The sequence below is a fragment of the Adlercreutzia faecimuris genome, assembly GCF_022669055.1.
Classification (GTDB): Bacteria; Actinomycetota; Coriobacteriia; order Coriobacteriales; family Eggerthellaceae; genus Enterorhabdus; species Enterorhabdus faecimuris.
Genome location: NZ_JAJMLW010000001.1, coordinates 1127780 through 1151663, shown reverse-complemented (window position 1 = coordinate 1151663; position 23884 = coordinate 1127780). Strand labels below are relative to the sequence as shown.

The 23884-nt window shown below is 67.5% G+C and carries 22 protein-coding genes and 1 pseudogene; 8 read left to right on the top strand and 15 right to left on the bottom strand.

Going from position 1 to position 23884, the window contains the following annotated elements:
• Window positions 1-108: 108 nt before the first annotated feature.
• The 3 genes from LPT13_RS04370 to accB are packed head-to-tail and all read right to left on the bottom strand — an operon-like array spanning window position 109 to window position 3700.
• Entirely contained in the window at window positions 109-459 is a 351-nt protein-coding gene (locus LPT13_RS04370; protein ID WP_242163886.1) for an Asp23/Gls24 family envelope stress response protein, read from the bottom strand.
• Complete coding sequence (accC, locus tag LPT13_RS04365; protein WP_242163884.1) at window positions 456-1808, bottom strand: acetyl-CoA carboxylase biotin carboxylase subunit; 1353 nt, start codon at window positions 1806-1808, stop codon at window positions 456-458. The genes LPT13_RS04370 and accC overlap by 4 nt, the downstream gene beginning before the upstream one ends.
• Complete coding sequence (accB, locus tag LPT13_RS04360; RefSeq protein ID WP_242163883.1) at window positions 1808-3700, bottom strand: acetyl-CoA carboxylase biotin carboxyl carrier protein; 1893 nt, start codon at window positions 3698-3700, stop codon at window positions 1808-1810. Before accB ends, accC begins: the two co-directional genes overlap by 1 nt.
• 494 nt (window positions 3701-4194) lie before the next feature.
• Between accB and LPT13_RS04355 the strand changes: the two genes are divergently transcribed.
• From LPT13_RS04355 to LPT13_RS04340, 4 genes are all read left to right on the top strand, one after another.
• Complete coding sequence (locus LPT13_RS04355; RefSeq protein WP_242163881.1) at window positions 4195-4881, top strand: cytochrome c3 family protein; 687 nt, start codon at window positions 4195-4197, stop codon at window positions 4879-4881.
• Window positions 4871-6598, top strand: a complete 1728-nt coding sequence (locus LPT13_RS04350; RefSeq protein ID WP_242163879.1) for an FAD-dependent oxidoreductase — start codon at window positions 4871-4873, stop codon at window positions 6596-6598. The genes LPT13_RS04355 and LPT13_RS04350 overlap by 11 nt, the downstream gene beginning before the upstream one ends.
• Window positions 6599-6737: 139 nt before the next feature.
• Window positions 6738-8177, top strand: a complete 1440-nt coding sequence (locus LPT13_RS04345) for a helix-turn-helix transcriptional regulator (protein WP_242163878.1) — start codon at window positions 6738-6740, stop codon at window positions 8175-8177.
• A gap of 417 nt (window positions 8178-8594) precedes the next feature.
• Complete coding sequence (locus LPT13_RS04340; protein WP_242163877.1) at window positions 8595-9443, top strand: DegV family protein; 849 nt, start codon at window positions 8595-8597, stop codon at window positions 9441-9443.
• 214 nt (window positions 9444-9657) lie between these two features.
• Here the strand turns inward: LPT13_RS04340 and efp are convergent, their stop codons facing one another.
• From efp to ruvX, 10 genes are all read right to left on the bottom strand, one after another.
• Window positions 9658-10221: an elongation factor P gene (efp, locus tag LPT13_RS04335; RefSeq protein WP_347263880.1), complete on the bottom strand. Its 564-nt coding sequence runs from the start codon at window positions 10219-10221 to the stop codon at window positions 9658-9660.
• Between the two features lie 704 nt (window positions 10222-10925).
• On the bottom strand, window positions 10926-12059 hold the full coding sequence (locus LPT13_RS04330; protein WP_242164277.1) for a M24 family metallopeptidase: 1134 nt from the start codon (window positions 12057-12059) through the stop codon (window positions 10926-10928).
• Window positions 12060-12127: 68 nt separating this feature from the next.
• Window positions 12128-12649 carry a type II 3-dehydroquinate dehydratase gene (gene aroQ / locus LPT13_RS04325; RefSeq protein WP_242163876.1) on the bottom strand — a complete coding sequence of 174 codons (522 nt, stop codon included), beginning with the start codon at window positions 12647-12649 and terminating at the stop codon, window positions 12128-12130.
• 72 nt (window positions 12650-12721) lie between these two features.
• A complete protein-coding gene (gene aroB / locus LPT13_RS04320) occupies window positions 12722-13834 on the bottom strand; it encodes a 3-dehydroquinate synthase (protein WP_242163874.1) in 1113 nt (370 codons plus the stop codon).
• Entirely contained in the window at window positions 13816-14493 is a 678-nt protein-coding gene (locus LPT13_RS04315; protein WP_347263878.1) for a shikimate kinase, read from the bottom strand. Before LPT13_RS04315 ends, aroB begins: the two co-directional genes overlap by 19 nt.
• Window positions 14490-15662, bottom strand: coding sequence for a chorismate synthase (gene aroC / locus LPT13_RS04310; RefSeq protein ID WP_242163870.1), 1173 nt, complete (start codon window positions 15660-15662; stop codon window positions 14490-14492). The genes LPT13_RS04315 and aroC overlap by 4 nt, the downstream gene beginning before the upstream one ends.
• Window positions 15663-15782: 120 nt before the next feature.
• Window positions 15783-16739 (bottom strand): shikimate dehydrogenase family protein, encoded by a 957-nt coding sequence (locus tag LPT13_RS04305; RefSeq protein ID WP_242163868.1) that lies wholly within the window; start codon window positions 16737-16739, stop codon window positions 15783-15785.
• Complete coding sequence (locus LPT13_RS04300; RefSeq protein WP_242163866.1) at window positions 16736-17287, bottom strand: YqeG family HAD IIIA-type phosphatase; 552 nt, start codon at window positions 17285-17287, stop codon at window positions 16736-16738. Before LPT13_RS04300 ends, LPT13_RS04305 begins: the two co-directional genes overlap by 4 nt.
• A 6-nt stretch (window positions 17288-17293) precedes the next feature.
• Window positions 17294-18433, bottom strand: coding sequence for an endolytic transglycosylase MltG (mltG, locus tag LPT13_RS04295; protein WP_242163864.1), 1140 nt, complete (start codon window positions 18431-18433; stop codon window positions 17294-17296).
• Between the two features lie 11 nt (window positions 18434-18444).
• A complete protein-coding gene (gene ruvX / locus LPT13_RS04290; RefSeq protein WP_242163862.1) occupies window positions 18445-18867 on the bottom strand; it encodes a Holliday junction resolvase RuvX in 423 nt (140 codons plus the stop codon).
• A gap of 163 nt (window positions 18868-19030) precedes the next feature.
• Here ruvX and LPT13_RS04285 point away from each other — a divergent pair, with 163 nt between their 5' ends.
• Window positions 19031-19957, top strand: coding sequence for a site-specific integrase (locus LPT13_RS04285; RefSeq protein WP_242163860.1), 927 nt, complete (start codon window positions 19031-19033; stop codon window positions 19955-19957).
• Between the two features lie 10 nt (window positions 19958-19967).
• Here LPT13_RS04285 and LPT13_RS04280 read toward each other — a convergent pair whose 3' ends face one another.
• Complete coding sequence (locus LPT13_RS04280) at window positions 19968-20528, bottom strand: restriction endonuclease subunit S (protein WP_347263953.1); 561 nt, start codon at window positions 20526-20528, stop codon at window positions 19968-19970.
• Window positions 20529-20611: 83 nt separating this feature from the next.
• On the opposite strand from LPT13_RS04280, the gene LPT13_RS04275 reads away from it, so the two are divergent.
• On the top strand, window positions 20612-21616 hold the full coding sequence (locus LPT13_RS04275) for a Fic family protein (protein ID WP_242163857.1): 1005 nt from the start codon (window positions 20612-20614) through the stop codon (window positions 21614-21616).
• Window positions 21617-21643: 27 nt separating this feature from the next.
• Window positions 21644-22114 carry a restriction endonuclease subunit S gene (locus tag LPT13_RS11900; protein ID WP_430622563.1) on the top strand — a complete coding sequence of 157 codons (471 nt, stop codon included), beginning with the start codon at window positions 21644-21646 and terminating at the stop codon, window positions 22112-22114.
• Here the strand turns inward: LPT13_RS11900 and LPT13_RS04270 are convergent.
• A complete protein-coding gene (locus tag LPT13_RS04270; protein ID WP_242163855.1) occupies window positions 22066-23379 on the bottom strand; it encodes an ATP-binding protein in 1314 nt (437 codons plus the stop codon). The genes LPT13_RS11900 and LPT13_RS04270 overlap by 49 nt on opposite strands.
• Before the next feature lie 102 nt (window positions 23380-23481).
• Here LPT13_RS04270 and LPT13_RS11895 point away from each other — a divergent pair.
• Window positions 23482-23883: pseudogene (locus LPT13_RS11895) on the top strand (restriction endonuclease subunit S); the annotation flags it as partial.
• Window position 23884: the final 1 nt, after the last annotated feature.

The window sequence follows — 23884 nt, the reverse complement described above, 5'->3', positions numbered from 1 at the left end:
TATCAGCTCAGACGGCGCCCGCCCGGCGCGGGCCGGCGGGCATGACGCGACGCCCTGCCGCCATTGTGCGCGCGGGAGGGCGTCGTTGCAAGGAACATGCGGATGACGCTAGGCGGCGAACTGGAGCCCGTCGACGAAGATGTCGACGGACGCGGCCTCGAGCCCCACCTGCACGAGCAGGGCGTCGGCCACCGACTGGCGCAGGTTGGCCGCCACCTCGGGCAGCACGAAGCCGTAGTACACCTCGACGTGGATGGTGATGCGCAGGCGGCCGTCGTCGTCGACGACCACCTCGATGCCCGCGGCCGAGGGCTTCGCGGCCAGCATCGAGCGGATGGAGCTGGTCGCGAAGGAGCCGACCGACGCCACGCCGTCCACCTCGTTGGCGGCGATGGAGATGATCGTCTCCACCACGCCGGGGGCGATGGACATGCCCTCTACGCTCAGTTCGTTGCTCATAGCACGTCTCCCATCTGGGTCTCTATGAAGTCCGTCGTCACATCGCCGGCGATGAAGGCATCGTTGGCGAGCACGCGCTTGTGGAAGGGGATGGTGGTCTCGATGCCCTCGATCACGAACTCGTCCAGGGCGCGGCGGGCGCGGGCGAGCGCCTCGGCGCGGTCCTGGCCGTGCACGATCAGCTTGGCCACGAGCGAGTCGTAGTAGGGCGAGATGCGCGAGCCGGTGCGCACGTAGCTCTCGACGCGCACGCCCGGGCCCGCCGGGGGCTCGAAGCGGGTCACGGTGCCCGGGCACGGCCTGAAGCCGTGGGCCGGGTCCTCCGCGTTGATGCGGAGCTCGATGGCGTGGCCGGCCGGCGCGAACGGCGCGCGGTCGGCGCAGCTCATGGGCTCGCCGGCGGCGATGCGCAGCTGCTCCTTGATGATGTCGGTGCCGGTGATCTCCTCGGTGACGGGGTGCTCCACCTGCACGCGGGTGTTCATCTCCATGAAGTAGAACTGGCCGCGCTCGTCGAGCAGGAACTCGATGGTGCCGGCGTTCTTGTAGTTGGTGGCGCGCACGGCCTTCACCGCGGCCACGGCCATGGCGCGGCGCAGCTCCTCGGTGAGCGCCGGGGAGGGCGCCTCCTCGATGAGCTTCTGGTGGCGGCGCTGGACGGAGCAGTCGCGCTCGCACAGGGCCACGTTGTTGCCGAAGTCGTCGGCGAGGATCTGCACCTCGACGTGGCGGGGGCGCAGGACGAGCTTCTCCAGGTACACGCCGTCGTTGCCGAAGGCGGCGCCCGCCTCGGTGCGGGCGGCCCGGTACTGCGACTCCAGGTCGGCCGGGTCGTGCACCTCGCGCATGCCCTTGCCGCCGCCGCCGGCGGTGGCCTTGATGAGCACCGGGTAGCCCACGGCCTGGGCGAACTCGCGGGCCTCCTCCACCGTGTCCAGGCAGCCGTCGGAGCCGAGCACCGTGGGCACGCCGCAGGACTTCATCGTCTCGCGGGCGCTCGACTTGTCGCCCATGCGCTCGATGCACTCCGGCGACGGGCCGATGAACACCAGGTCGTTGTCGATGCAGGCGCGGGCGAAGTCGGCGTTCTCGGCCAGAAAGCCGTAGCCGGGATGGATGGCCTGGGCGCCCGTGGTCTTGGCGGCCTCGATGATGTTGCCCATGACCAGGTAGCTCTTGTTGGCGGGCGCGGGGCCGATGCAGACGGCCTCGTCGGCGTAGCGCACCGGGTAGGTGTCGGCGTCCTCCGTCGAGTAGACGGCCACCGTCTTCACGCCCAGCTCCTTGCAGGCGCGCATGACGCGCAGGGCCACCTCGCCGCGGTTGGCTATGAGGATCTTGTCGAACATTACTGCGCCGCCTCGGCCACCGTGGGGACGGGCTCGTGGGGCTCGATGTAGAAGAGCACCGTGCCGTACTCGACCGGCGTGGCGTCCTCGAGGCACACCTCGCGCACCGTGCCCATCTCCTCGGCGGTGATCTCGTTCATGAGCTTCATCGCCTCGACGATGCACAGCGTCTCGTTGGCGGCCACCTCGTCGCCCTCGCGCACGAACGGCGGCTCGCCGGGGGCCGGGGCCTCGTAGTAGGTGCCCACCATGGGGGCCGTGACGGCCTGCCAGGTGGCGGGGCGCTGCTTGCCGTCGTCGGCGCCGGGTGCCGGCGCGGCGGCCGGGGCCGGGGCGGCCTGCACGGCGGGGGCGGCGGCCACGGGCGCGGCCACCGGGGCCTCGACCTGGCCGGGCATGCGCACGGCGATGCGGACGCCCTCCTCCTCGACTACGATCTCGCCGACGCCGCTCTCCTCGGCGACGCGAACCAGCTCGCGAATCTGATTGATGTCCACGTAATCGTCCTCCTTGGTGCCGCTGGACTCCTGCTCGAGCAGGAAGTCGACCTTCTCGGATGTGCGGTGCTTGCTCAGGTAGGTGCGCGCCTCGTTGGGGAACAGGGCGTACATGAGCACGTCCTCCTCGCTCTTGGCGAGGTCCCCGATCTCGGCCGCCACCTCGTCATAGGTGGTGGTCACGAGCGAGCCGGGCGCCACGTCGGGCGGCAGGATCTCGGCGTTGCCGGCCACCTTCGCCACGATGTCCTTGTCCATGGGGCCGGGGGCCTTGCCGTAGAAGCCGCAGATGTAGTCCTTCATCTCCTTGGAGATGACGCTCCAGCGCTTGCCGGTGAGCACGTTGAACACCGCCTGGGTGCCCACGATCTGCGACAGCGGCGTGACGAGCGGCGGATAGCCCACCTCGGCGCGCACGCGCGGGATCTCCAGCATCACCTCGGCCAGGCGGTCGCCGGCCTTCTGCACCTCCAGCTGGCTGACGAGGTTGCTCATCATGCCGCCGGGCACCTGGTGCAGGTTGACCTTCATGTGGGTGAGCGAGCTGACGCCGCGCTTGTAGTGGCCGCGCTTGCGGATCTCCTCCCAGTACTCGGATATCTCGAAGAGCAGCTCCAGGTCGAGCCCCGTGTCGTAGCGCGACTCCTGGAAGGCGGCGGCGATCATCTCCACCGCGGGGTGCGAGTTGCCGAAGGCGAGCGGCGCGTGGGCCGTGTCGGCGATGGCGGCGCCGGCCTCGGCGGCCTTGATGATGTTGGCCGGGGCCATGCCGCCGACGTAGTGGCAGTGGATGTGCACCGGCAGGCCGATCTCGGCGTTGAAGGCCTTGACCATGCGCTCGGTGCGGTACGGGGTGAGCATGCCCGCCATGTCCTTGATGGCGATGCTGTCCGCGCCGAGCTCCTTGAGCTGCTGGCCGTAGTCCAGGAAGCTGTCGAGGGTGTGCACGGGCGATATGGTGTAGGAGATGGCGCCCTCGAAGTGGCCGCCGCACTCCTTGATGGCCTCGGCGTTGTCCACGACGTTGCGGATGTCGTTGAGCGCGTCGAACACGCGGAACATCTCGATGCCGTTGCGGTGGGCCGCGTTGATGAAGCGGTGCACGATCTCCTTGGAGTAGTGCTTGTAGCCCACGAGGTTCTGGCCGCGCGAGAGCATGGCGAGCGGCGTGTTGGGCGTGTTCGCCTTGATGGACCTCAGGCGCTCCCACGGGTTCTCGTCGAGGAATCGCAGGCAGGTGTCGAACGTGGCGCCGCCCCAGGCCTCGATGGCCCAGTAGCCGACGCGGTCCATCTTCGGGAGGATCGGCAGCATCTCGCCGATCTGCATGCGGGTGGCCCAGAGGCTCTGCTGTCCGTCGCGGATGGTGGTATCCATGATTTGCAGCCGTGGCATGAACTCGCACCCCCTTCTTCTCTGTCGGTCGTCAAGGATCAAGGAGAGGATTATAGGCGAGCCAGCCCGGCCGCGCGCGGGGGCCCGGCGAATTTGCCGACAACAAACACTAACCGCCGGTAGGGGGCGGCAGGTACGCGGAAGAGGACGCAACGCGGGTTTCTGGCCGGAATTGGCATGAATTCCGCAGGATACGGAACCCCGGCTGCGGAATTCGCAGCGTTTCCGGCCAGAAACCGCCCCAAAGCGGTCGGCCAGGCGTCACTGCTGCGGAATTCATGGCGTTTTTGGCCAGAAACCCGCTGGGGCGCTCGCCGAGAACCCCGCCTTCCCATCCCTTCCCGCCGTCCCTCCGATGAAACGCCCTTTTCTTCTTCACCCCTTCCCCACCTGGGGTTTCGCGAATTTTACCCTGGCGGGGTAATAGCCGCGCGGCGCGCGGGGGCGCAGAATCGGGGCAGCGTTTCTCATCAGCGACAAGGGAGGAGTGAGAGATGACGAACGATCAGGAGAAGGCGCCAGGCGCGGCGCCCGAGGGCGCGGCCCCGACCGCCGGCGCGGGCAGCGCGGCGCAGACCGGCGCCGCGGCCCAGCCGCCCGCCGGCGAGCCCGCGGCGCGCAAGCCGCATCGGCGCGCCTGGACCACCGTGGGAATCGTGGCGGCCATCATCGTGGTGGCGGGCGCCGGGTTCTGGGTGTGGCACGAGCAGCCCGGGTTCTGCAACGCGGTCTGCCACAGCCCCATGGACTACTACGTGGAGAGCTACGACTCGGGCGACCCGCATCTGGGCATCACCGCCCACGCGGCCGACGGGGTGACGTGCCTCAAGTGCCATGACGCCGAGCTGACCACACAGATATCCGAGCTCATGGCGTGGACGTCGGACAACTACCCCGTGACCGAGGACGGCCGCCTGGCCACCGGCAAGGAGTTCGCCACCGAACAGTTCTGCGCCAAGAGCGGCTGCCACCACGAGCTGGGCGACAGCTACGACGAGATCACGGCCAACCTGTGGGGCTTCGCCGGCAACGACGAGAAGTACAACCCCCACGCGAGCCACCAGGACCTGGCGCTGGAGTGCGGCGACTGCCACGGCATCCACGAGGCCAACGTGCTGGCGTGCAACGAGTGCCACGACTTGACCATGCCCGAGGGATGGGAGGCCCCCAGTGAGCAGTAGAGGATTCTCGCGCCGCAGCTTCCTGCAGGGAGCGGGCATCGCGGCCCTCGGCGCGCTCGGCGCCACCACGCTTACCGGCTGCGGCAAGGGCTACGTCGCCCCCGAGCCGGCCGAGCGCCGCCTGGGCGACTTCGGCGGCCCGTCGTGGCTCGGCGAGCCGCCCGCCATCGAGGAGAGCCAGATCACCGAGACCGTCGACACCGAGGTGCTCGTGGTGGGCATGGGCACCGGCGGCATCCCCGCCATGATCTCGGCCGCCGAGAACGGCGCCAAGGTGCTCGGCATCGACCGCCAGGGCACGCCGAAGAACGTCCGCGAGGACATCGGCGCCATCGACTCGCGCCTGCAGCAGGCGTCCTTCGAGGAGTTCCCCGAGTTCCGGATCGACAAGAAGGAGGCCATCGAGGACATCGTCCGCTACGCCAACGGATTCGTCGACTACGACCTGGTGAAGCTGTGGGCCGACGAGTCCGGCGCCATGGTCGACTGGCTCACCGACATCATCGAGCGCGACGGCAAGCTGGTCATGGAGTTCGAGGGCGGCGTCGGCGACACCTCCGACCCGGGCCGCGACAAGGCCTTCGCCACCGGCCACAGCCCCCAGAAGACGAGCCTGGTGGGCAAGGACGAGCAGTGGAGCTTCGCCCAGTCCATCCTGGCCTACGCGGCCGAGAAGGGCGCCGAGGCCCGCTGGTTCTGCGAGTTCGTGAAGTGCGAGCAGGATGAGTCCGGCCGCGTGACCGGCGTCATCGCCCGCGACGTGAAGGGCGACCGCCACTACCTGCGCATCAACGCGTCCAAGGGCGTGATCCTGTCCACCGGCGGCTACGGCAACAACCTGGAGATGATGGAGGACCGCCAGGCCTGGAACCAGAAGATCCGCATCGCGGCCCCCGGGTCCGGCGGCAACCCCACGGGCGACGGCATCAAGGCGTGCCTGTGGCTGGGCGCCACCATGGATCCGCTCGGCGCGGCGTGCACCTTCAACCGCGCCTGCGTGAAGCCCGACCAGTACGCCGGCGACGGCGTGCTCGGCCGCTGGTTCTGGTTCGGCGAGCAGCCCTTCCTGAAGCTCAACCTCAAGGGCGAGCGCTTCTGCAACGAGTCCGGCCCCTACGACTACATGCTGCACTCCACCATCATGCAGCCGCACCAGACCTACGTGGACATCTGGGACGCCAACCACGCCGCCCAGGCCGAGGCCATGGACGAGGTGGGCTGCTGCCGCCTGTTCCCCTTCCCCAACGGGGCGAAGAACAACATCCCCATGCAGGTGGTCGACGGCATGATCGACAAGCTCATCGAGGACGGCTACGTGCAGAAGGCCGACACCATGGAGGAGCTGGCCGAGAAGCTGAACCTGCCCGTGGAGACCACCGTGGCGTCGTGGAGGCGCTACAACGAGATGGCCGCGGCCGGCGAGGACACCGACTACTTCAAGGAGAAGCACCGCCTGATGGCCATCGACACGCCGCCCTTCTACGGCGTGCGCACCGGGGCGTGGTTCCTGGCGACGCTCGACGGCATCACCATTGACACCAACCTGCACCCCTGCGACGAGGACGGCGACCCCATCGAGGGCCTGTACCTGACCGGCAACGACTCGGGCGGCTTCTTCAGCGTGAGCTACCCGAACCTGCTGACCGGACTCGCCTGCGGGCGCACCATGACCTTCGGGCGCCGCGCCGGCATGCTGGCCGCCACCGGCCAGGCCTAAGAGCCTGCGGCCCGGCCGCGCGGCGGCCCGCATCCCCTACCCGAGCCCCGGCTCCCCCTCCTGCGGGGAGCCGGGGCTCGCGGCGCGTACAATGGGAGGGACGATCGAACGGGCGCGGCCCGGGGCGGGAGGAGGAGCGATGGCAGATGAGCGGGGACGGGGCGCCGGGCAGGGCGCCGGCGCGCGGGGCGGCCTGCGGCCGACGGCGGCCGCGGCGACGGCGCTCGCCCTGGTGCTGGTGTCGGGCACGTGGATGAACACGACGGTATTCCCCCTGTTCGACCCCATCTTCACCTACGCGCGCGACATCTCGGTCACCTTCAACGCGGGCGCGCTCATCGCGCTGGGCTACGTGGCCTATCGCGCACCGCGCCTGCTGGCGCCCGGCCCCTTCGTCGCGGCGGCGATCGGGTTCCAGGTGGTCGGCGCCGTGGGCCTGGCAGCCGGGCTGGCGCTGGAAGGCGGCGCGCTGCTCACGGCGGGCGCGAGCCTGGGCGCCATCGGGCGCGCCGGGGCCATCGTCATGGCCGGGCTCATGCTCTCGCGGCTCGAGGCGCGGGGGATGGCGGTGGCCGTCTGCGCCGCCTTCACGGCCCAGTACCTGGCCACGAGCTGCGCCTTCGCCATGCCCGTCGGCCTGGGCGTCACCTGCTTTCTGGCGTTCCCCGTCATCGCGGCGGCCCTGGCGCGCCGGGCGACCGAGGAGGTGCTCGGCCCCGCGAGCCGCCGGGAGGCGCCCAGCGACCTGTCCGTCACGCGGCCGGCGTCGTTCCTGGCCCCGTTCTCGGCCCTGTTCGTGTGCCTGTTCCTGTTCCAGGTGGTCTTCGGCTTCGCCCTGCGCTTCGACGAGGTGGGCGGGGCGCCGCACGAGAGCCCGCTGTCGTGGCTGCCGGTGCTGCTGGTGGCGCTGTGGGTGTGCGCGGGGCGCCGCCCCTTCCCCGCCGACTTCCTCGTGCAGACCTCAGCGCTGGCGGTGATCGCCGGGTTCCTGCTGTCGTCGGAGGGCACCGCCGCCTACGCCGCGGGCGCCCTCCTGCTGCTCCACGCGGGCAACGCGCTGTTCGGCATGACCTCGCGCCTGGCGCTCGCCTCCATCGCGGCGCGCAACCCGCTCGCCGCCGCCACGACGCTGGCCTGGGGCGGCGGCGTGTCGAGCCTGGGGTCGCTCGTGGGCGCGGCGGCCGGCGTGGGCGCCAACCAGGCGGTGGGCCACAGCCCCGGCGCCGCGTTCGCCGTGTCGGCCACGCTGCTGCTGGTGTTCGCCGCCTACGTCATCTTCGGGCTGCGGGGCTTCACCTTCTCGGGCGTGATCGAGGGCATCCAACCCGTGGGCGAGCGGGACGCGGCCGGCTCCCCCGCCGAGCGGCTCGAGGAGCGCTGCGGCGAGCTGGCCGCCGCGTTCGGGCTCACCCCGCGCGAGGCCGAGGTGTTCGCGATGCTCGCCCGCGGCCGCGACCGCGCCTACATCGAGGACGCGCTGGTGGTGTCGCGCAACACCGTGAAGGCCCACGTCAAGCACATCTACGCCAAGCTGGGCATCCACTCCCACCAGGAGCTGATCGACCTGGTGGAGGAATAGGCGCGTCGCGCGGCGGGAAAACCTGCCAGAAATCAGACTTGTGAGCCCTGCCTGACGTGCCGAGGCGCCCCTCGGCTGCGCTGGCGCGCCATCGTGCCTGGAAAGAGCCTGGGCTAACTTCTCACAGGGGCCGCCGGGCTCCGCTTTCGGGTTCACAAGTCCGATTTTTGGCAGATTTCGGATCAGAAGACGACGAAGCCCCCCACCTCCCCACCTCCCCACCTCCCCACCTCCCCACCTCCCCACCTCCCCACCTCCCCACCTCCCTCCTCTCCCTTCCCTATGGGGAAATTGTTTGGTTATCTAAATAATTATTGGCGACGCGACGGCAGATTGCTAACCTGTCCTGCGGTTTCACGCAACACGGGGACGGCCGGCCGCGCGCGGGCGCCTTCCCCCTCGAGACAGGAGGCGCCCATGGGCGTTCGCATCATCGTTGATTCCGGCAGCGACATGGAGGCCGTCTATGCGGCTGCCCACGACGTCACGGTCGTGCCGCTGAAGGTGGCGTTCGCCGACGGCGAGTACGCCCAGGACGTCGACATCACGCGCGAAGAGTTCTACGCGCGCCTGGTGGAGAGCGACGAGATCCCCTCCACGAGCCAGGTGCCGCCCCATGAGTTCCAGGCGCTGTTCGACGAGGCCGTCGCAGCCGGCGATGACGTGGTGTGCGTGTGCCTGTCGAGCAAGCTGTCGGGCACCTGCGACAGCGCGCGGCTGGCCGCGGCCGCCCATCCCGGGCGCGTGTTCGTCGTGGACAGCCTGAACGCCACCGTCGGCGAGCGCGTGGTGGCCGAGCGCGCCATCGCCCTGCGCGACGCGGGGGCGTCCGCCGCCGACATCGCTGCCCAGCTCGAGCGCGAGCGCGAGGAGGTGTGCCTGGTGGCGGTGCTCGACACCCTCGAGTTCCTGAAGAAGGGCGGCCGCATCTCGGCGGCCGTGGCGCTGGCGGGCGGGCTCTTGTCCATCAAGCCGGTCATCGGCGTGGTCGACGGCGAGGTGACCATGCTCGGCAAGGCCCGCGGCTCGAAGCAGGGCAACAACCTGCTGCGCCAGAAGATCGCCGAGAGCGGCGGGGTGGACTTCTCGCGCCCCATCTGGCTGGGCTACACGGGGCTGGACGACGCGCTCCTGCGCAAGTACGTCGAGGACAGCCGCGAGCTCTACGACGCCGAGGTGCCCGAGCCGCCCACGACCCATGTCGGCAGCGTCATCGGCACCCACGTCGGCCCCGGCGCCATCGCCGTGGCGTTCTTCCACGCCTAGGAGCGGTCGGCGCACGGCATCCCGACGCCCCGCTGCTCCCGTGCAAGCCATCAGGCCACGCCTAGGCGCAGCCGCAGCCTCCCCTACGCACCCCCCTCCCGCCCGCCCCGACCGCCGACCGCCGGGCGGGGCGGGCGGGAGGGGCGCCTGAACGCAAGGAGGGCCCGCAAGCTTCGCGCTTGCGGGCCCTCCGCCTTCCTCGGTGCGTGGCGTGCTAGACGCGCTTGATGAAGCGGCCGTCGCGGGTGTCGATCTGCAGGACGTCGCCGATCTCGATGAAGGTGGGCACCTGCAGCTCCACGCCGGTCTCGAGCGTGGCGGGCTTGGTGGTGTTGGTGGCGGTGTCGCCCTTGAAGCCGGGCTCGGTGTGGGTGACCTCCAGCTCGACGAACATCTGGGGCTCGATGGAGATGAGCTCGTCGCCGGCGTAGAGCAGCGTGGCCTCGTCGTTCTCCTTGAGCCACTTGGCAGCCTCGCCCACGGTGTCGACCGGGATGGACATCTGCTCGTAGGTGTCGTTGTCCATGAAGTAGTAGTCGGCGCCGTCGTTGTAGAGGTACTGCATCTTCTTCGTCTCCAGGCGCACGGAGTCGAACTTGGTGCCGGAGTTGAAGGTGTAGTCCACGACGCGGCCGGTCTTGATGTCGCGCAGCTTGGTGCGGACGAACGCGCCGCCCTTGCCCGGCTTGACATGCTGGAACTCGACGATGGTGCACATCTTGCCGTTGTTGACGATGCACATGCCGTTGCGGAAGTCCGCGGTGGAGACAGAAGCCACTGGAGTGTCCTTTCACGAAGCTCGCCCGCTCTCGAAGCCGGCGGGCCTGGGGTTTCAAACTGGTCTATTATACGCGCGGCCCGGGCCCTGTGCGAAAAAACCTGGAAAAGCCCGGATGGGGAGGGGCGGAGACCCCTCAGGTGGCGTCGCGCCCGCCGGCACGGGCGCGGGGAGGGGCGCAAGAGCGGGGGGGCCGCGGGGCGGCCGAGCGCGGGGCAGCCGAAGCCGATGCGCGATGGACAAAAACTGGCGATCTCGCGGGAATCTGGGCCCTCCCTCGCACTCGTCAGCGAGAGGGTCATGCTCTGACCTGCGGAAACGATAAACTGCCTCCGCGCTCGCCCGTAAAATCGCCCGAGAAACCTGCGAGATCGCCGTTTTTTGTCCACCCAGACGCGACTCCAAGCGTTTTTGTCCAGCTTCCGGGACAAAAACAGGCAATCTCGCAGAACGGACAACGTGACCGGCTGTCCAGAAGCCCAGGGAGAGGTGACGAGCGTGAGCCGGGGTCACTTCGGCACACCAGCGTGAGCCGGGGCCACTTCGGCACGCCAGTGCGAGGGCGCGGGGAGCCTGGGAAAGCGGAATCCCGGCCGGCTCGGGCACGAAAGTCCGGGGCGGGAGCAGGCGGCGGGCGCGGAGCATGCGAGGGCGCGCCCGGAGGCGGCCCGCGGCGAGCACCGGGCGCGAGGCGCTCGCGTGCGCTAGATGACCACCATCTCGTGAGTCGACCGGGTGAAGACGTCGAAGCCGCCCTCGGTCACCATGCCGAAGTCCTCCAGGCGCATGCCGAAGCGGCCGGGCAGGTAGATGCCGGGCTCCACCGTCACCACGTTGCCGGCCACGAGCGAGCGGTCGTTTCGCGGCGAGAGCACCGGCTCCTCGTGGATGTCGATGCCGACGCCGTGCCCCAGGCCGTGGCCCATCGCGCCGCCGAAGCCGGCATCGGCGAGCACCTGCTCGGCGTGCTCGTGGGCGGCCCGCCCCGTCACGCCGGGACGCAGCAGCGCCTCCACCTCCTCGTTGGCGCGGCGGATGGCCTCCCAGGCGGCGCGCATCTCGCCTGCGGGCTCGCCGAGGAACACCGTGCGCGTCATATCCGAGCAGTAGCCCCACGCCCGCGCACCGAAGTCGAGCACGACGCACTGGCCGGCCTCGAGCACCGCGGCGCCGGGAATGGCATGCGGGCTCGCCCCGTTGGCCCCCGTCGCCACGATGGAGGGGAAGGCCAGGCCCCAGGCGCCGTGGCGCTCCATGAAGCCCTCCAGCTCCAGCTGCACCTCGCGCTCGGTCATGCCAGGCGCCATGAACCCCACGATGTGGGAGAACGCGGCGTCGGTGATGGCCTGGGCGGCGCGCAGGCGGGCGGCCTCGGCGGCGTCCTTCACGGCGCGCAGGCCCACCACCACGCCGGACGTCTCGCGGAAGGGCGCCGAGGGCGAGAACGCGTCCTCGAGCCGGCGGTACTCCGCGAGCGTGATGCCGTCGTCGATGCCCAGGTCATCGGCGATAGCGTCGCCGTGGAGGCGCCGGGCGAACGCCGCGTGGGTCTCGCGGGCGTCGTCCACCGAGAGCGGCGTGCCCGCCGCCGCGGCGCGGCAGGCGGTGGCGTAGCGCGAGTCGGTGTGCAGGACGGCGCGGTCGCCGTCGACGTAGAGGGCGTGGGCCGCCTCCTCGTCGAAGACGCGATCGAAGGCGGTGAGCCAGGCGATGTCGGAGGTGTCGCGCACGAGGAAGGCGCCCACGTCCGCGTCGGCGCAGGCGCGGCGCAGGAGGCCGAGCCGGCGCGCGCAGGCCCCCGCGTCGACGAGCCCGGCCCCCGCCGGGTCGGCCGCCATGGCCGCCTGCTCGTCGGCGAGCGCCCGGGCATCGGCGGCCGTCATGGCCAAGGGAGCGGTGGCGCCGCTCATCGCGCGCCGCCTTCCGCATCCGCGGGCTCGGGCGCGCCGGCCTCCGCAGGCGCCGCGTCACACGCATCCGACGCGCCGGCATCCCCCGCCGGCCCGTCCAGCAGGAGGTCGAGGGCGCGCAGGTAGCCCGCCTTCCCCATCCCCTTGACCTGGGCCACGCACGCCGGCGCGATGACCGAGGTACGGCGGAACTCCTCGCGCTGGGAGATGTCGGTCAGGTGCACCTCCACCACCGGCACGTCGATGGTCTCCACCGCGTCGTGGAGCGCGTAGGAGTAGTGGGTGTGGGCGCCCGGGTTGTAGACGATGCCGTCGTAGCGGCCATGGGCTTCGTGCAGCCGGTCGATGAGCGCGCCCTCGTGGTTCGACTGGAAGCAGTCGACCGCGGCGCCGCGCCCGGCGGCATAGGCGGCGAACTCGGCCTCGATGGCCGCGAGCGTGTCGGTGCCGTAGAGGGCCGGGTCGCGCACCCCCAGCATGTTGAGGTTGGGCCCGTTCATGAGCAGGATCTTCTTCACGTGCTTGCTCCTTCGCTTACCGATGGCGCCCCCGCGCCGCGGGAGCGCCGCGCCGTGCGGCGCGCCGGCGCCCTAGGCCTTCGCCGCCTCCCAGTCGCGCAGCGCGGCCAAGATCACATCGTCGGCCACGTCCACGAGCTCCCAGCGCCCCACGTCGGCGGGCAGCACGAAGCGCACCACCCCGGCGCGGGCCTTCTTATCGCGCTTCATGGCCGCCAGCATGTCCGCGGCCGGCGCCGCCCATTCGAGCGGGGGCAGCCCCAGCGCGTCCAGGAGCTCGTCCTGGGTGGCCACCAGATCATCCGGCGTGCCGACCAGCTCGCGCCCCAGCCGCGCGGCGAAGCGCATGCCCTCGGCCACCGCGGCCCCGTGCGAGAACGTGCCGTAGCCGGCGAGCGCCTCCACGGCGTGCCCCAGGGTATGGCCGTAGTTCAGGCACTCGCGCACGCCGCGGCTCTCCTCCTTGTCCTCGGCCACCACGCGCGCCTTGAACACGACCGAGCGGGCGATGGCCTCGGCCGTGACGGCCTCGTCGCGCGCCGCCAGGGCGTCGGCGCTGCCGAGCAGCCAGAAGAAGAAGTCGTCGGAGTCGATGACGGCCGCCTTCGCCACCTCGGCGCAGCCGCAGCGCCACTCGCGCTCGGGCAGCGTGGCGAGCGTGGACGTGCAGGCGCACACGTGGGCAGGCTGCTTGAACGTGCCCACCAGGTTCTTGCCCGCCTCCAGGTTGACGCCGGTCTTGCCGCCCACCGACGAGTCGACCATGGCCAGCAGCGTCGTCGGCGCCTGCACCACGGCGATGCCGCGCATGTAGGTGGAGGCCGCGAACCCGGCCAGGTCGCCCACGACGCCGCCGCCGAGGGCCACCACCGCGCAGTCGCGCGTGAGCCCGAGCGCCGCCATGGCCTCCCACACCTCGCCGATGACCGCGAGGGACTTCGAGCCCTCCCCCGCCGGCACCACGATGTCGGCCGCGCGGAACCCGGCGGCCGAAAGCGACGCCTTGGCCGCGTCCAGGTACAGCGGCGCCACGTTCTCGTCGGTTATGACGAGCAGCCGCGGCGCGGCGGCCACGGCCGGCAGCGCGCGCAGCGCCTCGCCCAGCCCCCCCAGCACGCCGGCGCCCACGCGCACGGCGTAGGGCTCCTCGCCCGGGATGTTCACCACTATCTTGGTTGCCGGCATAGCACGCCCTCCTTCTCGAGCAGGCGTTGGACCTCGCGGGCGATGGCCGCGACCCCCTTGCCCGCAGTGTCGACGGTCACGTCGGCCACGGCCTCGTAGAGCGGCAGGCGCTCCTCGCAGCGGGCCCGCGCCGCGGCCAGGTCCTGGAACAGCGGGCGCGACGACGTGTCGCTGATGCGCGAGGCCGCCTCGTCGGCGGTGACGCGCAGATAGACGACGAAGCCGCCCTCGCGCAGGATGGCGCGGTTCTCCTCGCGCAGGATCACCCCGCCGCCGCAGGACACGAGCAGCGGGTCCTTGGCGGCCAGCTCGGCCAGGACGTCGGTCTCGATGGCGCGGAAGGCGTCCTCGCCGTCCTCGGCGAAGATGTCCTTGACGCGCCGGTCCTCGCGCCGCTCGAGGTAGGTGTCCATGTCCACGGACGCCACCGAGCAGATGCGCGCGAGCCGGCGGGCCACCGAGGTCTTGCCGGCCCCCATGAAGCCGACGAAGAACACCGGGCGCGTGAGCTCCAGGGGCTCGCGGGGCGCCGGGGCCGGGGTCGGCGCCGGGCGGGCGCCGCCACGGCCGCCGCGCGCGGCCGCCCGGGCCCGAGTGCCGGACGCGCCCGCGGCCCCGCCGCGCCCGCCGGTTCCGCCGCGTCGCTTGCGCCGGCTCACCGCGACATCGTCCTCAGCCGCTGCTTGTAGGACTTCACCGACGCCTTGAGGTCGGTCATGTTGGTGCAGCCGAACGCCTCGAGGTAGGCGTTGGCCAGCGCGAACGCCACCTCGCCCTCGGCCACCACGGCCGCGGCGGGCACGGCGCACACGTCGCTGCGCTCCTTGGACGCCTGCTCCACCTCCAGCGTGTCCAGGTTCACCGTGTCGAGCGGCCGCATGAGCGTGGGGATGGGCTTCATCGCCACGGTGACGACGAGCGGCATGCCGTTGGTCATGCCCCCCTCCAGGCCGCCGGCGTTATTCGACGAGCGCTGGAAGCCCTCGGCGCCCTCCAGCACGATGGGGTCGTGCACCTCCGAGCCCGGGCGGCGCGCCGCCTCGAAGCCCAGGCCGAACTCGACGCCCTTGATGGCGGGGATGCCGAAGAGCGCCGCGCCGATGCGCGCCGTCAGGCGCTCGCCGGCGCTCGCGTAGCTGCCGATGCCCGGCACCAGGCCGCGGGCCACCACGCGGAAGGTGCCGCCCAGGCTCTCGCCGGCGGCGCGGGCCCGGTCGATGGCGGCCTTCATGGACTCGGTGGCGCGCGCGCTCGGGCAGCGCATCTCCGACAGCTCGATGTCGAGCGGCGTGTAGGTGGGCGCCTTGGCCAGGAAGTCGTCCTCGTCCATGGACGCGTCGCCGACCGACACCACGTAGGAGAACACCTCCACGCCCAGCTCGGCCAGAAGCTCGCGGGCGATGCCCGTGGCCGCCACGCGCGCCGCCGTCTCGCGGGCGCTCGCGCGCTCCAGGATGTTACGGCAGTCGTCGGTGTTGGTGCGCAGGGCGCCCACCAAATCGGCGTGGCCGGGGCGCGGCGTGACCTCGCGCTTGAGGTCGGCCGGCGGCTGGCCGAACGGCGCCATGCGATCCGACCAGTTCACCCAGTCGCGGTTGCGCACGGAAAGGCCGATGGGGCCGCCGAGGGTGCGCCCGAAGCGCAGGCCGCCGGTGACGCGCACCGTGTCGCGCTCGATGGTCTGGCGGCCGCCGCGGCCGTAGCCGCCCTGGCGCCGCGCCAGGTCGCTGTTCATCTGCTCCTCGGATATGACGAGCCCGGCCGGCACGCCGGTGACGATGGCCGTCAGCTCCGGCCCGTGGCTCTCGCCTGCGGTGATGTATTCCATTGGGGGAACCTTTCGAGCCGTGCGCGCTGCGGGGGCCGACCCCCGCCTGGAGACGGCGCGCCACGGCGATGTCCGCCCGCTATTGTAGCGCAGCCCGCTGGCGCGCGCGACGCGATCCGGCTAGCAGTCGAAGCCGGCGGCGTCGGCCATGAGGGCGAACAGCTCGTCGAAGGAGAGGGGCTGGGGGGCCTCGGCGATGTCGCAGACGATCTGGACGGTGACGGCGGCCTGGGCCACGAGCATCCCGGCGCCGTCGAGCGCCCTCGCGCCGGCCGTGCGGGCCGCGGCGACGAGCGCCGTCTCGCCGTGGCCGTAGACGGCGTCGAAGACCCACTGGCCCTCGTGCAGAAGCGCCGTGTCGAAGGGCGCCGGGTCGCCCGCGGCCATGCCGAGCGGCGTGGCGTCGACGATGAGGTCGGCTGCGGCGATGGCCTGGGTCGACGTGGCGTAGCTGCCGAACTTGAAGCACACGTGGTCGTAGGCCTCGCGGAAGCTCAGGTGCCCCTCGTCGGCAGCGGGCAGGTCGATGGTGGCACGGGCCAGAAGCCCGTACTCGTCCACGTAGGCGCGCAGCACCTCGGCCGCGTGGTCCTTGTCGCGCCCGAGCAGGAGCGCCTCGTCGGCGCCGGCCTGGGCGGCGGCGTGCAGGATGGCCAGCGACGTGGGGCCCGTGCCGCACACGGCCACGCGCTTGCCGGCGAAGGCGAAGCCGGCGCGCTCGAGGTAGGCGACGCAGCCGCGGCCGTCGGTGTTGTAGCCGACGAGCGCGTCGCCCTTGCGCACGAGCACGTTGGCCCCGTGGGCCAGGCGCGCCGAGGCGGCGCGAGCCGTGGCCAGCTCGAAGGCGAGCGGCTTGTAGGGCGTGGTGACGTTGACGGAGAGGAAGTCGCGCCGCTTGAGGAAGGCGCGGGCGTCCAGGGCGTCGGGCAGGTCCATGGCCCCGTAGCGCCACGGCAGGCCGAGCGCCTCGTAGGCGGCGTTGTACATCACCGGCGACTTCGAGTGGGCAATGGGGTGGCCCAGCACGTAGAGGCGCTGGGGCGTGGCGGCCGGGGCGCCGGCGGCGGTATCGGTCATCGCAGTCCCTCCTGGGGATGGGCGTCTAGGTTCTGGCGGCAGGCCGGCGGCGCGGGCTCGGGCTGACGCGACCCCAGCATCATACGCTCCAGGTTGCGCAGCAGGAGGGTGTGGGGCAGGTCTTGCTCGACCAACGGTTGCAGCATGTAGGCCCTCATCCCCGCCAGGTGGGCGGCCAGCACGTCGGTGAGCAGCTGGTCGCCCACCATCACCGTGGAGGCGCGGTCGCCGCCGAGCTTGCGCATCCCCAGCAGAAGGCCGTGCGGCAGCGGCTTCAGCGCCTTGGCCACGATGGGCAGGTCCAGCTCGCCGGCCAGCTGGTGAACCGAGGCGTGCCAGTTGTTCGACACCAGGCACACGCCCACCCCCGCCTCGCGGGCGCGCGCGAGCCACAGCCGCGCGTCGCGCGGAACCTCGTGGGTATCGCGGGCGAGGATGGTGTTGTCGATGTCGAGCAGGACGCAGTCGAGCCCGCGGGCACGCAGGTCGCGCTCCAGGTCGATATGGGACAGGCGCGAGAAGTACCGGTCTGGCTCAAGCAGGCCCATGGCTACCTAGCTCCCGGCGATGGCCTGCTGGTGCTCGTCGTAGGTCTCGTTGAAGAAGTAGTCCATGCCGCCCTGCGCATTGGGCCTGAAGTAGAAGAACAGGTAGTTCGTCTGCTCCGGCTCGCACACGGCGCTCAGGCACTCGAGGCTCGGCGAGCAGATGGGCGTCGGGGGCAGGCCGGGGTTGGAGTAGGTGCTGTAGGGGGTGCTCGCGTGCACCTCGTCGGCCGTGGGGTCGTGGCCCACCTCGTAGGCGGTGGTGGCGTCGGACTCCAGGTAGGGGCGATCGGATGCCAGGCGGTTGTAGAACACCGAGGCCACGGTGGCGCGGTTCTCCGGCGCCGCCTCCTTCTCCACGATGGAGGCCAGGCTGACCGCGTCGTAGAGGCTCAGCCCCTGGGACTCCGGGTAGGCGAAGGACAGCCCCGCCGTCTCGGTCTGGAACTGCGCGAGCATCATGGCCACGATGGCGTCGGCGTCATCGGCGGCGGTGACGGTGTAGGTCTTGGGGAAGAGGAAGCCCTCGAGCGAATTGGAGCCGGCGCTCTCCAGGAAAGGGAACCGCCCGGCCCACGCGCTCGCGTCGGCGGAGGCGGCCAGGAAGTCCTCGGCGCTCACGCGGCCGCCCGTGGCCTGGGCCACGGCGTCGGCCGTCGCCTCGCGGGTGAGGCCCTCGGGCACGGTAAGGGTGTCGCCCGTGACCGCGGGACCGGCCTTGAGCATGGCGATGATGTCATCCATCGAGGTGCCGCCGGCGAACTGGTAGGTGCCGGGGATGAGGGCCGCCTCGGCGTCGAGCTCGCGCACGCGATCGACGAACTTGTCCACCGACGCCACGAGCTTGGCCTCCTCGAGCGACTGGCCGACGTTGTAGGCGCCCTCGCCCTGCTCCACGGTGATGACGGCGGTCTGGCCCTCGGGCAAAAGCTCGACCGGCGGGTTCACCACGCGCAGGATGAGGAAGGCGGCCACAGCCACCACCGCGAGCGCGAGCACCACGGCCACGATGGCCGGGGCCTTGCTGCGCTTGGGGAGGATGGCGCTCGTGTCATAGGTGCGGAACAGCTCGTCGCCCTTGGCGTGCGCCGCGCGGGCGGCGTGGTTGGGGCGCTCGGAATAGGTGAGCTGCTTTCGGTGAAGGGGCATGGCGGGTATCCTTATCTCGCCTGGGCAGCGCGCTCGTCGAGCCACGCCTGCAGAAACAAACTAGCGGCTATCATATCGACTTTACCGCGCATGGCCCGCTCGTCATAGCCCTTTTCACGCAAACTACGCTTTGCCGCAGCCGAGCTGAGGCGCTCGTCAGTGAAGGCGCAGGGAAGCCCCGTCGCGGCGCTGACCTGGGCCGCGACCTTCCGAACGCGCTGCGCCTGGGGCCCTTCCTCGCCGGCCAGGGTAAGCGGCAGGCCGCAGAGCAGAAGCTCCGGCTCCCAGTCCTCCAGGAGGCGTCGGAAGGGCTTGGCGCCGCCCGCCACCTCGGCCGCCGGCAGCACGCACACCGGCGACGCCACGCGCTCCCCCGGGTCGCTCACCGCCACCCCCACGCGCACCTCCCCGATGTCCAACGCCATGACCCGCATCCGCGCCTCCTTCCCCGCCAACGTTCGCTGCCGGTATTCTACCGCATCGCACGTTCGTTCCCTTGCGCTTTGGCGACGACGTGCGCATCATGAAAAATTCCCCCTTCTCCCCTATCGAATCAGCGTGAGCGCGCTTTTTGTTTTCGGAGAGAGAGGAGATTCTATGCCTAGCGAGCTTACCGCAGACAGCACTTTCTGCGACTACTATCAGCAATGGGTCGCCATGTACAAGGAAGGCGCAGTCCGCGATGTCACCCTGCGAAAGTACCAGCTGACCAAGATGTGGCTCTCGAAGCTCATCCCCCAGCTGAAGCTCTCGGAGCTTAACCGGATAACCTATCAGAGGCTGCTCAACGACTACGCCTCCTGCCACGAGCGGCAGACGACCATGGACTTCCACCATCAGCTCAAGGGAGCGGTTCTCGATGCGGTCGACGAGGGCCTCATCGACCGGGACCCCACGCGAAAGGCCATCATCAAGGGAGTCCCGCCTAAGGCGAAGAAGCAGAAGTACCTCAATCAGTTTGAGCTACACCGCCTGCTCAACGACTTGGATCTCGGCCCCGAGATATCCTGGGACTGGCTCATCCTGCTCATCGCCAAGACAGGCCTGCGGTTTTCTGAGGCCATCGCCCTCACGCCTGCAGACTTCGACTTCTCGCGGCAGATTGTCTCCATAAGCAAAACCTGGGACTACAAGTCAGGCGCGGGATTCGTTCCCACGAAGAATCGCTCGTCAGTGCGCAAGGTGCAGCTTGACTGGCAGCTCGTCATCCAGTTTTCCGAGCTCACCAAGTCCATGCCAAGTGATGAGCCCATCTTCGTCCAGGGCAAGGTCTACAACTCGACCGCCAACAGCGTTCTCGAACGACATTGCCGCCAGGCGCAGATTCCCATCATCTCCATTCATGGGCTCCGGCACACCCACGCGTCGCTCCTGCTCTTCGCGGGAGTGTCCATCGCTAGCGTCGCCAAGAGGCTCGGTCACGCCAGCATGAACACAACGCAGAAGACCTACCTGCACATCATCCAAGAATTGGAGAACCAGGACGTTGATTTGGTCATGCGCTCGATTTCTAGCCTCATCTAACCCAGCGCGCTCACGCTGACGAACCGACAAGAGGCCGCGAGCCTAAACGCGCAGCCAATCCCTCACGCTGGTGAAGGGTGATGAGCGAGTCGAGCTTGCGGAAGAGCGTCTCCAGCTCTTTCTGCTCCTTTATCTTGGGGATAGTGATTTCACGCTTCTTCCAATCCTGGATATCGAAAACAAGTTTCTCGATATCCACACCAAAGGAACTAAGGAAGTATTGCCGATACATGAGTTTTGTTCGAGAAATAAGTGCCCAGAACTCAGCTGAAATATCTTCGTTGCCCCTAATAACCAGATATTCGTTTGAAACGATTGACTTGGACAAATGTGATGGAACCAAGCCGTTGCCGCCATGCACAAGTTGACGCTTTGAGATGATGAAATCACCCGCGCGAATTTCTTGGTAGTTTTTGACCAAAATCTCTCCGCCGATTAACCGAGCACGCGCTACAACACCCTCATTACGCCTCTTAACGGTTACAAGCTGGTATTCTCTCTCGTCCTCTAGGGCGACAGCACGAAACACAACTCGCAAAACTTCTCCAACCTTACGCTGTTCCCAAGTTATACAGGGAGACCTCTCTCTGTGCCTCTAATTCGGATTGCTTTCATTACAATAGACAGGACAGTCTCGTCGAAGGAGGGCTTGCCGTGGCGTATCAACCGCCGTTTTCGCTGAACGACGAAATTCTGTCTCTTGTTGCCGACATCGCGCAAAAGGTTGGACGAGCTGCGGCTCGCGAGGAAGCGCGATCCGCTCCGAAGCTCCGCAAGGAAAATCGCATCCGAACCATTCACTCCTCGCTGGCGATCGAGAACAACACCCTTACGCTTGACCAAGTTACGGCAGTGATCGAGGGGAAGCACGTCATTGCCCCACCTAAGGATATCCTGGAAGTACAGAATGCGATCAGAGCTTATGAGGCCCTCGGGTCGCTCAACGCAAATTCCGTGGACGATTTGCTTTCGGCTCACCGGATACTTATGGAGGGCCTCACTCCCGAAGCCGGACGCTTCCGAAGTGGCAATGTGGGTGTCTTTGCCGGCAAGAAACTCATTCACGCGGGCACGCCAGCCCGTTATGTTCCCGAAGTGACGGGCGAGCTGTTCACCTGGCTGGGTAGCACGAACGCGCATCCCCTCGTCGCCTCGTGCGTGTTTCATTATGAATTCGAGTTCATCCATCCCTTCGCGGACGGAAACGGGCGCATGGGCCGCCTGTGGCAGACCTTAATCCTGAGCGAATGGAATCAGCTCTTCGCATGGCTTCCCGTTGAATCGGTTGTGAAGGAACGCCAGGAGGAATATTACCGCGAGCTCAACCGCGCCGATACCGCCGGTGATTGTACGGGCTTTGTGGCGTTTATGCTCAAGATCATCTTTGATGCCCTTGATGAATCTTTGCCTGGATCAACCGATGTCGGTATAAATGTCGGTATAAATGTCGGTATAAAAAATGAGTCGACACAAGCGAGGGAAATGATCCTCGCGCTTGTGCAAAAGTCCCCCACAATCACCGTTGCTCAAATCGCCGAGCAGCTTGGAGTGAGTAAGCGCCAAGCTGAAAGACTGATTGCGTCCATGAAGGTGCAGGGCGTGCTCATCCGTGTTGGTGCCAACCGAAATGGACATTGGGAGATCGCTGAAAAGGGCTAAGGGGCGTTAACTTGGGAACAGCGTAAGCTGGGGGAAGTCACTTCCGAATTTCAAAGTGGCGAGTTTGTCTCCGCAGTCGAAATAACCGAAAACGGAGATTATCCCGTTTATGGCGGCAACGGTCTGAGGGGCTATACGAATCGCTATAACCACGAGGGTTTCTATGCACTAATCGGTCGACAAGGAGCGCTCTGCGGAAATGTTAATTGCGCTGATGGTAAGGCATATTTTACCGAGCATGCTGTTGCCGTCCAGGCTAATCAATGCAACGATACAGGTTTTCTGGTGTATCTCCTTAGTCGTATGAATTTAGGGCAATATTCGGGCCAATCCGCACAGCCCGGTCTTGCGGTAAGCACGCTTAAAGAGATTGGGGCATTACTGCCCAACAAGCATGAACAGCACAGAATCGGCTCGTTCTTGAGAGACCTCGACTCGCTCATCACCCTTCACCAGCGTGAGGTGGTTGTCCAAAGATCGCTGTTCGCCATTGCGTAGAGGGGAATGTTGCGCAGCCACGCTTCAACCCTGAAGCCCGACATCGAAAACCGCAGGGGCTCCATTCCCTCGTATCGCTCAGAAAACGCACGGAGACTCTTCGATCTCAGGTTTTCCTCAGCCTTTACTTCAATAGGAAAGGTGCCGTGTTCGTTCTGAACGATAAAATCTACCTCGTTCGCCCCATTAGCCGAGGTCCAGTAATATGGTCTATCGCCCACCTCTGCCGTCAGCTGCTGGCACACGTACTGCTCGGTCAGGGATCCTTTGAATTCCGTGAAGATCCGGTTGCCCTCAACCACAGCTTTCTGGCTCAGGCCGGACATGGCCCCCAAGAGCCCTACGTCCAGGGCGAACAGCTTGAACGCGGAGTCATCGGCGTAGGCCGAGAGAGGCATTCCGGGCTTAGCCACGCGCTGCACCACGATAACGAGTCCCGCCTGGGACAACCATGTGATGGCGCTTCGGTAGTCCCTAGCCCGAGCGCCGTCTTTGATCTGCCCAAAAACGAACTTCTTATTCTCCTTGCCCAGATGCCGGGGGATCGAGTCCCAGACGGCAAGGATGCGCTCAACTTCGCGAGCGTCGATGTGCTTCGACATGTCGAGGCGGTAGGCCAGCAATATCTGCTCCTGCTCCTGCCGAGCTGCCGCGTAGCCATCCTCCATAAAGGCGAGGATGGCCGCCGGCATACCCCCCACATAGTAGTAATCGCGCAGCAACGGGATTGCCAAGGAGGAGAAAGATGATACGGCGACCCCATCGCCAGTTGTGAGGAGCTCTCGCAGATTCTCCTCATGCCTTGCATCGAGAAACTCCTCGAATGTGAGGGGAAAGAGGTTGAGCATCGTCACATTGCCCACGGGAAAGCCCGTGCCGCTATGTATGGTGAGGCCCAGCAGCGATCCGGCGGCGGCTACATGCAACTCTGGCATGTTCTCGCGAAAGTATTTCAAGGACGTGAGTGCCTTCGGGCACTCCTGCACTTCATCGAATACCAGGAGCGTGCGTGACGGAACCACCTTTTCTCCCGTTTCAGCCTGAATCCCTAGCAGCAGTCGCTGGATGTCGTATCCGCCCTCGAAAAGGGAGGCCATGGCATCGTTGCCGTCGAAGTTCACGTACGCCACGTTTTCGAAGTGTCTGCGTCCGAACTCCTTCAGCAGCCACGTCTTGCCGACCTGTCGTGCTCCATTTATGACGACAGGCTTCCTGCGAGGCGCCTCCTTCCATGCCAGTAGCTCTTTCATCAAATACCGTTCCATGGAGTCTCCTCTGGTTCTTATAGCTGAGAAGATAGCCATATTTGGTTATTTTTCATGGGGTATTATAACCATTTTTGGATATTTTCTCATGGATAATACCCAATCGAACCGCATTCTTGGGAACAGCGTAAGCTGGGGGAAGTCACTTCCGAATTTCAAAGTGGCGAGTTTGTCTCCGCAGTCGAAATAACCGAAAACGGAGATTATCCCGTTTATGGCGGCAACGGTCTGAGGGGCTATACGAATCGCTATAACCACGAGGGTTTCTATGCACTAATCGGTCGACAAGGAGCGCTCTGCGGAAATGTTAATTGCGCTGATGGTAAGGCATATTTTACCGAGCATGCTGTTGCCGTCCAGGCTAATCAATGCAACGATACAGGTTTTCTGGTGTATCTCCTTAGTCGTATGAATTTAGGGCAATATTCGGGCCAATCCGCACAGCCCGGTCTTGCGGTAAGCACGCTTAAAGAGATTGGGGCATTACTGCCCAACAAGCATGAAC

Excerpts from the sequence above, each read along its gene's own strand:
- LPT13_RS04370 (WP_242163886.1), bottom strand. The coding sequence starts at position 459 with ATGAGCAACGAACTGAGCGTAGAGGGCATGTCCATCGCCCCCGGCGTG.
- accC (WP_242163884.1), bottom strand. The coding sequence starts at position 1,808 with ATGTTCGACAAGATCCTCATAGCCAACCGCGGCGAGGTGGCCCTGCGC.
- accB (WP_242163883.1), bottom strand. The coding sequence starts at position 3,700 with ATGCCACGGCTGCAAATCATGGATACCACCATCCGCGACGGACAGCAG.
- LPT13_RS04355 (WP_242163881.1), top strand. The coding sequence starts at position 4,195 with ATGACGAACGATCAGGAGAAGGCGCCAGGCGCGGCGCCCGAGGGCGCG.
- LPT13_RS04345 (WP_242163878.1), top strand. The coding sequence starts at position 6,738 with ATGGCAGATGAGCGGGGACGGGGCGCCGGGCAGGGCGCCGGCGCGCGG.
- LPT13_RS04340 (WP_242163877.1), top strand. The coding sequence starts at position 8,595 with ATGGGCGTTCGCATCATCGTTGATTCCGGCAGCGACATGGAGGCCGTC.
- LPT13_RS04330 (WP_242164277.1), bottom strand. The coding sequence starts at position 12,059 with ATGGCGGCCGACCCGGCGGGGGCCGGGCTCGTCGACGCGGGGGCCTGC.
- aroB (WP_242163874.1), bottom strand. The coding sequence starts at position 13,834 with ATGCCGGCAACCAAGATAGTGGTGAACATCCCGGGCGAGGAGCCCTAC.
- aroC (WP_242163870.1), bottom strand. The coding sequence starts at position 15,662 with ATGGAATACATCACCGCAGGCGAGAGCCACGGGCCGGAGCTGACGGCC.
- LPT13_RS04305 (WP_242163868.1), bottom strand. The coding sequence starts at position 16,739 with ATGACCGATACCGCCGCCGGCGCCCCGGCCGCCACGCCCCAGCGCCTC.
- LPT13_RS04300 (WP_242163866.1), bottom strand. The coding sequence starts at position 17,287 with ATGGGCCTGCTTGAGCCAGACCGGTACTTCTCGCGCCTGTCCCATATC.
- mltG (WP_242163864.1), bottom strand. The coding sequence starts at position 18,433 with ATGCCCCTTCACCGAAAGCAGCTCACCTATTCCGAGCGCCCCAACCAC.
- ruvX (WP_242163862.1), bottom strand. The coding sequence starts at position 18,867 with ATGCGGGTCATGGCGTTGGACATCGGGGAGGTGCGCGTGGGGGTGGCG.
- LPT13_RS04285 (WP_242163860.1), top strand. The coding sequence starts at position 19,031 with ATGCCTAGCGAGCTTACCGCAGACAGCACTTTCTGCGACTACTATCAG.
- LPT13_RS04270 (WP_242163855.1), bottom strand. The coding sequence starts at position 23,379 with ATGGAACGGTATTTGATGAAAGAGCTACTGGCATGGAAGGAGGCGCCT.